Source organism: Curtobacterium sp. MCLR17_039 (genome assembly GCF_003234745.1).
GTDB classification, from domain to species: domain Bacteria; phylum Actinomycetota; class Actinomycetes; order Actinomycetales; family Microbacteriaceae; genus Curtobacterium; species Curtobacterium flaccumfaciens.
Window position 1 is genome coordinate 25,839 of record NZ_QKTF01000023.1, and the last position, 7,001, is coordinate 32,839.

Below are 7,001 nucleotides of genomic sequence, written 5' to 3' on the forward strand. Positions count from 1 at the left end.
CGATCGGCTATCGGACCGCGGCGGCGGCAGGCTTTCGTGACGCAGCATCAGGCGGTGAGGGCGATCTGGGTCGCGCGGGCGATCACGTCGAGCGGGTCCGTTGCGCCGGTGACAAAGACCGTGATGACCGTGGACCAGTGGACGCCGCTGAGTACCGCTACTGCTCCTGCGGACGATCCGTTCACGAGAACGGTCCCCGCGGCGGTCCATCCATCCGGCGCCGACGCTCGGAAAGCCCTGGCGGACTCGCGGCTGGCTGCTGTGAGGAGCGCTTCTCGGTACGTGCTGTTCGCCCGCTCGTCGAGGAGGTCGCCTTGCAGTGCAGTGTTGATGTCGCTGCAGGCCTGCCGGGCGGTCGTTGCGCGCGTCGTTGTCACGCGGTCGTCCAGAGCAGCGAGACCGGCGGCAACACTGCTATCACCACCGAGTCGGCGGATCTGTGCGTCGACATCGGAGCGATCCTTCGCGACAGGCAGCATCGTCGCACTCGGGTCGATCCGGGTAGCGATCGCGGGAAGGATCACTGCGAGAAGAGCGTCCGCTGGCATGTCGCTTTCGCCTTTGTAGGTCGAGACTGCGCCAGTCGCGCCACTCATCACGCAGGTGCTGACGGCTGCCTGCTCGGCCTGTTCCAAGGCCGCCAACGCGCTCTGCATGGTTGTCGTAGGACGGGCGCTCGACGATGGCGCTGTGAGGACCGGCGCCTCGTCAGTTGACGCAGCTGCAGTCGGTTCTGCCGTCTTGCTCGGTGCAACAGCGACGGTGTTCGACGCCTGGGCGCAACCGCTCAAGATCAGGCCCGACACCGCGACGGCAAGCACCCGACTGATCACGCGATACAGGGAACCACGCGTGCAGACAGTCATTTGAGTCACCGTATCGTTATTCCGTGCCCCGCCTGCTCCGCTGCCCCACCGCCCGTTTGATCACCTCCCTGGCGGCTCTGGTCACCACGAGCGTGTCCCTCGCGGGCTGTTCCGCGTCCCCAGAACCGGCCGCACCCCACACGATCCCGGCGGCCTCTCGTACTCCGCAGGCGATCACGGCCGCAGAGTTCTCCGAGCGTCTGGCCGCCTACGAGCGGAAGCACGACCTCCGTCTACGGGTCGACGCCATCGACACCGGTAACAATCACCACCTGGGCTTCCGTGCCACCGAGGCAGTACCGCTCGACATGCGCTCCCTCACCGCGAGCGTGCTCGTGCTCGCCAACGCCTCCGACGACCAACTCGCAGCGTCCCCCGCCGCCTCCGAGGCCACGGCCGAAACGGGAGCCTCCGCGACGCTCCTGGATGCCGTCGCCGCTGCACTGCAGACCAGTGCGCCGGAAGCTCAGCAGACGCTCGTGACGTGGCTCGGCGGCGAGGATGCTTTTCATCGTCGCGCTGACGCGCTCCTTGGTCCCTCGTCTGCCGGGCCGTCAGCGCGGAACTTCGCGACCCTGCTCGACGACGCCATCTACGGCGAGACGCTTGCCCCTGACCGTCGCGGCACGATGCGGAACATCCTGCTCAACGGTCCGAGATCCCCTGCGACCGCAGCCGGCACCGACGCACCGTGGGAAGTAGCCGGGGTCAGCGACAGGAGCCAAGTCGGAAGCCTCGTCGAGGTCAGCACTCTCGAAGTGCCCTACCGCGCCTCGGGTGACGCAGCACCCGTCGTACTCGCGCTCGTCGTCACCGGGGCTGCCGGCACCGAGGCTGCGAGCCGCGCGGCCGAGGAAGTGTCCAAGCTCGTCACCCACGCCCTGCCGCCAACCCGCTGACCCATCGGAGGGAGCGCACTCCGCTTCGACGACCGGTGCGAGGTAGCCCGGTGCCGCTCGGTTCAGCGGGCGGCGGAGCCTTTCCGCGCCGATAGCATGCAGCGATGCAGCATCCCGTGAACACCAGCAATGCTCCGCACTACATCTGGGGCGAGGTGAGTGACGGATGGCGGCTTCTCGACGGGCAGGACCTCTCCGTCATCGAGGAGCGCGTCCCGCCGGGTGGTCAGGAAGAGTGGCATGCCCACGTCCACGCTCGTCAGTTCTTCTACGTCCTGCACGGGACCGCGGTGATGCGGACCGATCACGGCAACGTGAACCTCGAGGCTGGATCAGGCATGGAAGTTGCCCCTGGTGTCGGGCACCAGTTCACGAACCCTGGTTCCGAAGACGTCCGATTTCTCGTGGTCAGCACGCCCAACTCGCGTGGAGACCGCGCCTAACCCCGCCAATTGTCGCGTCCCAGTAGCCGATCAGCTAGTGAGACGTGCGCTTTCGTGAGCCGTCGGCGGAAGGCATCGATGCCATCGCCGCTGGCCACAGCGCATCAGCCGCGGGGCCCATGGTTCCGCCAGCATCTTGCTCTGGCGAAGCGTGCTGACCTCGATTTCTTCTGCATGATGTTCCCCTTCAGACCGATGGCTCCCCGTGAGACCAGCGCTTCGAAGCCAACCAAGGGTCAGGGGCAGGGACAGGAACCCTTCGAGCGCTCGAAGCCCACGATGCGGTAGCACGCCACTCCGGCTGTGGTCACCCGCGGTCCACACGAGCGCGCGCGACCGCCAAGCCTTGCTCTGCCGATGCGAGGAGCACCGGGTCGGCTGTCCCTCGGAGTTCGACAGCACGCTGGAAGTCCTCGACTGCACGTTCCGTTTCACCGTTAGCGAGGAGGGCCTTGCCGCGGTGCTGTCGCATCACGGCCTCGCGTGCCGTACCCACGCACTCTGCGACGAGCACGTCGTACTCGCTTACGGCATGAGCGGTGTCCCCGAGGTCGCGGTGGCAATCGGCAGCAAGCGCCCGTACTCGTGGAGTCTGCCGGAGCACGTCAAGCACCTGAAGAGCAGCGCCGGGGTTCCCGGTCCACAGCAATTCGATCGGCTCGGCGAGGGGATCCTCAAGGAGGCCGGCTCGGAAGGCCTGCAGGTCGGTGACGACGGGGCGGAGGCCAGTAGCTGTGATGATCCAACCGGGTCCGCCAGTGACATCGTCCTCCACGTGTTCAGGGTAGGTGCACGTTGCTCCCGCCCACTCGACACGTCGACGTGTTAGGTTGTGCACAACCTAATGGAGCACAACGTGAAACTGACCAGCTGGATCGACCTCGTCACCGGTGGCCTGCTCGCCGGGCACGGCTTCGCCACGGTTCGCCGCACCCCGCTGCGCGCCAGGGCCCAGCGGATGCAGCGCCGGGGCTTCGAGCCGGGCGTCCCGCACGCAATCGGCATCCCGGCCCTGGAAGTCCTGTCCGGGTTCGGACTCGCCGCTGCAGCGGTCCGTCGTGCCCCCGGGGACGACCGGATCGGCACCGGCTCCACCATCGCGGCGACGGCCCTCGGCGGGACCCGGCTCGTGATCGACCTCGAAGACCGGCAGGTGACGACCACGACCGGTGCTGCCGGGGCACTCGCACTCGTCGGCGCACTGCGACTGGCCGCCTCGACCCACGGCCGTCCGGCCGCCCGGATCCTCACGCTCGGCGCCGCCGCTGCCGCGATCACGTTCGAGGCCGCACGCCGACGCCGAGTCCTCCGCAGCCGCAGCCGCTGACCTCGGCTCCCCCACTCCACCGAACCCCACCACGACCGTGAAAGGCACCACCCCGATGGCAACCCGCACCCCCGCAGTCCGCTCCACCCGCCCCCGGACCATCGTCCGCATCCTGTTCGGCGCGCTGCTCACGTGGGCCGGCATCAGCCACCTGACGGTCGCGCGCGAGGAGTTCCAGGCGCAGGTGCCGAAGTTCGTGCCGCTGCCGACCGACGTCACGGTGATCGCCTCCGGCGTGGTGGAGATCTCCCTCGGAGCTGCGCTGATGCTCCTGGCTCGGCGTCAGGTGACCGTCGGGTGGGTCGTCGCGGTGTTCTTCCTGGCGGTCTTCCCCGGCAACATCGCGCAGTGGATGCACCACCGCGACGGGTTCGGCCTGGACACCGACACCAAACGCTTCGTCCGCCTGCTGTTCCAGCCCGTGCTCATCGCCGTCTCCCTGTGGGCCACGAACGCGCTGCGCAAGCGCCGCTGAACCGGCCTGCGCGAGCGCCGCTGATCGGCGCTGCACTCGCGCGGCCGCGGCCATGGGGCAGAATCGGCCCCATGAGCGGGGACGACATGGACCAGCCGCGCGTGGTCGCGGTGAGCAAGGACGGCGAGCACCGGTTCAGCAAGCCGTTGGTCGACGCGGTGACGCTCGTGGCGGGGTGGGGCATCGAGGGTGATGCCCACGCCGGCACGACCGTGCAGCACCGCTCCCGGGTCGCCCGTGACCCCTCGCAGCCGAACCTGCGCCAGGTCCACCTGCTGCACGCCGAGCTGTTCGACGAGGTCGCCGAGGCAGGGTTCAGCGTCGAACCGGGCCAGATGGGCGAGAACGTGACGACCAGCGGCGTCGACCTGCTCGGGCTGCCCGAGGGAGCGGTGCTGCACCTCGGTGAGGACGCGTCCGTCCGGGTCACCGGCCTGCGGAACCCGTGCCAGCAGATCAACGGCTTCGAGCCGGGACTCCTGCGTGCCGTGCTGGGGCGCGCCGAGGACGGCACGGTCGAGCGCAAGGGCGGCGTGATGAGTGTCGTGCTCACGGGTGGCACGGTCCGGCCGGGCGATCGCATCCGGGTCGAGCTCCCGGACGGCGAACGACGACCCCTCCAGCCCGTCTGATGCCGCAGCGCGTGCGACGCGTCCTGGTACTCGGCGGCACCGGTTGGCTCGGACGGACGATCGTCGACGAGCTGTTGGCCGAGGGCGCCGACGTCACCTGCCTCGCCCGGGGCATCACCGGCAGCGTCCCCGAGGGAGCGCGCTTCGTCCAGGCGGATCGAACCCTGGCCGGCGCGTACGCACAGGCCACCGGCGACTGGGACGAGGTCATCGAGCTCGCCAGCGCCCCCGGACTCGTCGCCCCGGCGCTCGATGCCCTCGCCGACCGGGCCGCGCACTGGACCCTGGTGTCGACGGTCTCGGTGTACGCAGAGAACGACGAGCCGGGCGCCGACGAGTCCGCTCGGCTGGTGGAGCCGAGGGACCCGTCCGCCTACGCCGACGCGAAGGTCCTCGCCGAACGCGCCACCCGGCTCCGGCTCGGGTCGCGGCTGCTCATCGCGCGACCGGGGTTGATCGTCGGGCCCGGCGACCCCAGTGACCGGTTCGGGTACTGGCCGGCTCGCTTCGACCGCGGTGGGCCGGTGCTGGTGCCGACGACGGCGGAGCGTTTCGTCCAGATCATCGACGTCGCGGACCTCGCCGCCTGGCTCGTCCGTGCCGGGCGCGACGGGTTCGTCGGCACGGTCAACGCCGTGGGCGCTCCGACGCCGATGCAGGACTTCTTCCGGTGCGTCGCCGAGGTCACCGGCTTCGACGACGAGCTGGTCGCGGTCGACGACGACGTCCTGCTTGCACACGACGTGGCCTACTGGGCCGGACCGCGATCACTCCCCCTGTGGATCCCGGTGTCGGAGGCCGGGTTCGCGCAGCGCTCCGCGGTGGCGTTCACGGACGCCGGCGGGGTGACCCGACCCCTCCGGGACACCGTCGTGCGGGTGCTCGAGGACGAGCGTGCGCACGGGACGGATCGGGAACGCCGTGCCGGCCTCACCGCGACCGAGGAACGGGCGATCCACACCAGGTAGACGCGCGGTCCGCACGAGCGAGATCAGGACGCAGCGGCAGCCTGCTCGTACAGACTCGTCGCCAGGTCGTTGAGCACCTCGTGCAGTTCACCCTTGTGCGCCCCGTCGACGGCCCGGAGCATCGCTGCGTACCGTTCCTGGTAGTCCGACACGACGACATGGCCCGGGGGAAGCAGCCGCAGCAGTGAGCCCCGGCGATCGGCCGGGTTCGGTGCGCGCTCGAGCAGGCCGGCGGTGCTCATCCGGTCGATCATGTTCGTCACCGCGCCCGAGGTCAGCCCCAGGTACCCGGCGACCTCGGTCGGCGTGGAGTACCCGGTGTCACTGATGAGCACCAGGGCGCGGAGGGCGTTCTCGTGCACGCCCGCCCGGGCGCTGAGCTGACTCACCAGGCTCGCGTTGGCACGCACGACGGCGGTGAACGCGGCCATGAGATCGGCGGCGTCGTCGTCGTTCGGTGCTGCTGCCACGAGGGCCTTCTTCCGTGTCGGGGACCGGGGGACAAGGTGCGTCCCCCGCACTGGGGTGAGTATACGAGTGGTCAACTTGGTGAATCAGTGACTATCTTAACCATTGAAGCAAAACAGCCCGAAGGTCTTGCTCCCCCCGACTTCCTGAAACCACCACCGAACGAAGAGGTACCCCGTGTCCACCAAGCTCCGCACCTCCGCACTGAAGCGGATCCGCTTCGCCCCCGTGGCGCTCCTCGCGGGTATCTTCGCCGCCGTCCTGCTCTCCCTCTCGCTCACCGGCACCCTCTCCGGGTTCGCCGCGAGCATCACCAACAGCAGCAACACCGCCGGCAGCGGCACGCTGATCATGCAGGAGCAGAACGCCGGCGCGACCGTCACCTGCCTCAGCACCGACGGCGGCTCGGTCTCGACGAACTCGGCGACCTGCTCGACGATCAACAAGTTCGGCGGCAGCACGACGATGACCCCGGGCAACACGGTCAACACCGCGATCTCGATCAAGAACACCGGCACCGCGAACGCCAGCACCTTCACGCTGAACCCGGGCGCCACGTGCACCCAGTCCGCGAACGGCTCGGCCAACGGCACCGCGACCGACCTCTGCGCCAAGATGAACCTCGTCGTCACCTCCGGCTCGACCACCGTCTTCAGCGGCACCCTCGCCAGCTTCAAGGGTGCGGCGGCGTCGGCCTTCACGATGCCGCAGGCTCCGGCCGCCGGCGCGAGCGTCCCGTTCAACTTCGCGGTGACCCTGGACTCCTCGGCCGGCAACACCTACCAGGGCCTCGCCGCCTCGGTCCCGATGACCTGGACCTTCACGGCCTGATCTGACCCCCCATCACCCCTCCCCCAGACCGGCGACGCTCGGCCGAGCTCCCTCCGGCCGAGCGTCGCCACCCCAGCAAGACCAGCACGACC

10 protein-coding genes are annotated in these 7,001 nt (G+C 69.3%); 7 read left to right on the plus strand and 3 right to left on the minus strand.

All coding sequences use genetic code 11. The annotated features are described in order from the left end of the window. Positions 1 to 47: 47 nt before the first annotated feature. The gene (locus DEJ00_RS17605; RefSeq protein ID WP_146248010.1) at positions 48 to 866 is read right to left on the minus strand and encodes a hypothetical protein; all 819 of its coding nucleotides are present in this window, start codon (positions 864 to 866) and stop codon (positions 48 to 50) included. A 23-nt stretch (positions 867 to 889) separates the two neighbouring features. Here DEJ00_RS17605 and DEJ00_RS17610 point away from each other — a divergent pair, with 23 nt between their 5' ends. Next, complete coding sequence (locus DEJ00_RS17610; RefSeq protein ID WP_111058248.1) at positions 890 to 1,765, plus strand: hypothetical protein; 876 nt, start codon at positions 890 to 892, stop codon at positions 1,763 to 1,765. A 104-nt stretch (positions 1,766 to 1,869) separates the two neighbouring features. Next, positions 1,870 to 2,208, plus strand: a complete 339-nt coding sequence (locus DEJ00_RS17615; protein WP_111058249.1) for a cupin domain-containing protein — start codon at positions 1,870 to 1,872, stop codon at positions 2,206 to 2,208. Positions 2,209 to 2,515: 307 nt separating this feature from the next. Here DEJ00_RS17615 and DEJ00_RS17620 read toward each other — a convergent pair whose 3' ends face one another. Next, the gene (locus tag DEJ00_RS17620) at positions 2,516 to 2,983 is read right to left on the minus strand and encodes a tetratricopeptide repeat protein (RefSeq protein ID WP_111058250.1); all 468 of its coding nucleotides are present in this window, start codon (positions 2,981 to 2,983) and stop codon (positions 2,516 to 2,518) included. An 81-nt stretch (positions 2,984 to 3,064) separates the two neighbouring features. Here DEJ00_RS17620 and DEJ00_RS17625 point away from each other — a divergent pair, with 81 nt between their 5' ends. The 4 genes from DEJ00_RS17625 to DEJ00_RS17640 all read left to right on the plus strand — a co-directional run bounded on the left by DEJ00_RS17625 (position 3,065) and on the right by DEJ00_RS17640 (position 5,610). Next, positions 3,065 to 3,535 (plus strand): hypothetical protein, encoded by a 471-nt coding sequence (locus DEJ00_RS17625; protein ID WP_146248011.1) that lies wholly within the window; start codon positions 3,065 to 3,067, stop codon positions 3,533 to 3,535. Between the two features lie 55 nt (positions 3,536 to 3,590). After that, positions 3,591 to 4,010, plus strand: a complete 420-nt coding sequence (locus DEJ00_RS17630) for a MauE/DoxX family redox-associated membrane protein (RefSeq protein WP_071404117.1) — start codon at positions 3,591 to 3,593, stop codon at positions 4,008 to 4,010. A 71-nt stretch (positions 4,011 to 4,081) separates the two neighbouring features. Further along, positions 4,082 to 4,642, plus strand: a complete 561-nt coding sequence (locus DEJ00_RS17635) for an MOSC domain-containing protein (RefSeq protein WP_175475047.1) — start codon at positions 4,082 to 4,084, stop codon at positions 4,640 to 4,642. An 11-nt stretch (positions 4,643 to 4,653) separates the two neighbouring features. Beyond that, a complete protein-coding gene (locus DEJ00_RS17640) occupies positions 4,654 to 5,610 on the plus strand; it encodes an NAD-dependent epimerase/dehydratase family protein (RefSeq protein WP_258373727.1) in 957 nt (318 codons plus the stop codon). 23 nt (positions 5,611 to 5,633) lie between these two features. Here DEJ00_RS17640 and DEJ00_RS17645 read toward each other — a convergent pair whose 3' ends face one another. Further along, positions 5,634 to 6,080 (minus strand): MarR family winged helix-turn-helix transcriptional regulator, encoded by a 447-nt coding sequence (locus tag DEJ00_RS17645; protein ID WP_071248606.1) that lies wholly within the window; start codon positions 6,078 to 6,080, stop codon positions 5,634 to 5,636. Between the two features lie 175 nt (positions 6,081 to 6,255). On the opposite strand from DEJ00_RS17645, the gene DEJ00_RS17650 reads away from it, so the two are divergent. Then, positions 6,256 to 6,909 carry a hypothetical protein gene (locus tag DEJ00_RS17650; RefSeq protein ID WP_027466885.1) on the plus strand — a complete coding sequence of 218 codons (654 nt, stop codon included), beginning with the start codon at positions 6,256 to 6,258 and terminating at the stop codon, positions 6,907 to 6,909. The last annotated feature ends 92 nt before the right edge of the window (positions 6,910 to 7,001 follow it).